2 protein-coding genes are annotated in these 1,815 nt (G+C 39.3%); one reads left to right on the top strand and one right to left on the bottom strand.

What is annotated here, in order from left to right; translation table 11 throughout:
* Positions 1–172: transposase (locus C200_RS15420; RefSeq protein WP_033923692.1), on the top strand; the 172-nt coding region annotated here is incomplete at its 5' end.
* On the opposite strand, the gene tssC is transcribed toward C200_RS15420, so the two are convergent.
* Positions 162–1,604: a type VI secretion system contractile sheath large subunit gene (gene tssC / locus C200_RS07800; protein WP_016212254.1), complete on the bottom strand. Its 1,443-nt coding sequence runs from the start codon at positions 1,602–1,604 to the stop codon at positions 162–164. The genes C200_RS15420 and tssC overlap by 11 nt on opposite strands.
* Positions 1,605–1,815 lie beyond the last annotated feature (211 nt).

Below are 1,815 nucleotides of genomic sequence, written 5' to 3'. Positions count from 1 at the left end.
TGCGGGTTGTCACTTATTATTTTTACCCCCTTATTCTCCTGATTTAAACCCGATAGAGCATGTATGGTCACCGCTTAAAAATAGGGTTCGCATGAAGCTTGATCAAGATGAAATAAATTTAGAGACAGCGCTTAGTCAAGTAATGAAGTCAATGTCAGAAACTATTCGTTGAGTGCTATACAATGGAACCAGCCAGGTTCGCCTGGTGTTGGAGTGACGGAAACATCTGCTTTTTTAAATGGAAAGCGTCCAATGGTAATGTCATCAGGGTTTGTGATTTCAGAAACATAATTAGTGACCCATGATGTCATTTGCTTTTGGATATAGTTCTGCTCTGCCGAAGAGCCAATATTATCTCGCATCATACGTTTGACATAGTGGGCAATACGAGTCACTGACATTGTATAGGCTAGATTAGTGACGAGTTTAGCATTCTCACTGTCTTTAGGATCAACAAATTCTTCAGGGGCTCTTAGAGACTGTGTACTGAAGAAACAGGCGTTTGCAGAACCTTTTTGGTATATCAATGGCATAAAACCAGAGTTTGCGAATTCAAGTTCACGGTAATCTGGAATAGCAAATTCAACAGGGATTTTAATTTCTTCTTGACCACGAGTATTAAATGTGTGGACAGGTAGACCTGAAATCTCACCACCACCTTTGGGCCCACGAATAGATTGACACCAGCCGGTATTTTCGAAAGCGCGAACTAGGTTGCGTGCAAAGAGCATAGACGCATTGCCCCACAAATAGCCTTTATTATCATGTCCTGAAGTGTCTTCTTTAAATGATCGTAAGATATTACCCGCTGGATTGTTCACTGGGTCATAAGGCAGGCGAACCATATAGCGGGGCAGTGTTAGAGCGATATATGCGGCCTCATCTGTCTCCCTAAACGCATTCCAACCTCCATATTTAGGATGTTTCATCAGCCCTTCTAAGTCTTTTATATTCGATAGTTCTTCTGCTGTGTTACAACCAAAAAATTGTGGGCCAACAGATGCTGTGAATGGCGAGTGGCTTGCAGCGGCAAGCTTTGACATGTTTTTTAGCCACTCTATATCCTTTGGTGTGTGTTTAAACTCATAGAGGCCAATAATTGATCCATAAGGCTCACCACCGTATTGATCATATTCTTCAGTATAAACTTTTTTGAAAAGTGCACTGCCAGTCATATCTGAAGAGTTGCATTCAAAGTCTTCAGCAATTTCTTCTTTATCGGCATCGAAAAGGTCAATTTTAATGTTGGCGCGAAAATTAGTGTTTTTAATGAGGTCATCGATAGAGCACCATGTGGACTCTAAGCGCTGGAATTCAGGTGCGTGTAGTACTTCATTGACTTGATCATTAATAATGCTGTCAACACGATGTATTAACCCTTGAATCATGCTTTTGTTAAAGCCGTTATTTTGCTCATCTTCATCAAGGTTAACAAGTAGCGCTGCAACGCTGGAAATTAACCGTTCTTCATCACTGACTTTTTCATTAACTGTGGATAAGTCATCACTGATCATTGGTAAGTAATCAGAGGTCTCTGTGGTAAGGCTTGCGCTTAATAATAAATCATTTAAACTAATATTTTCAGTGGTTGTTGTTTTATCCATTACATTGCCTACTTTATGTTTTTATTATTAAGTACATTTATTGTGAATCTGTTGGTAGTCGATAGTTTTGAAAGCCATTGAACTGTTCTTTTATTTGAGTGACTGATTGCTTATCTTGTAAGAGCTCATTTAATTTTCGGCGAAATTCTTTTTTATTGTCAACCACAGACTGTAACTCTAGTAATAGTTTTTTCATTCGCTGCGAGCCATG

The organism is Piscirickettsia salmonis LF-89 = ATCC VR-1361 (genome assembly GCF_000297215.2).
GTDB lineage: Bacteria > Pseudomonadota > Gammaproteobacteria > Piscirickettsiales > Piscirickettsiaceae > Piscirickettsia > Piscirickettsia salmonis.
Note: the sequence above shows the minus strand (reverse complement) of the source record. Positions and strands in the feature narration are given on the sequence as shown.

Excerpts from the sequence above, each read along its gene's own strand:
- tssC (WP_016212254.1), bottom strand. The coding sequence starts at position 1,604 with ATGGATAAAACAACAACCACTGAAAATATTAGTTTAAATGATTTATTA.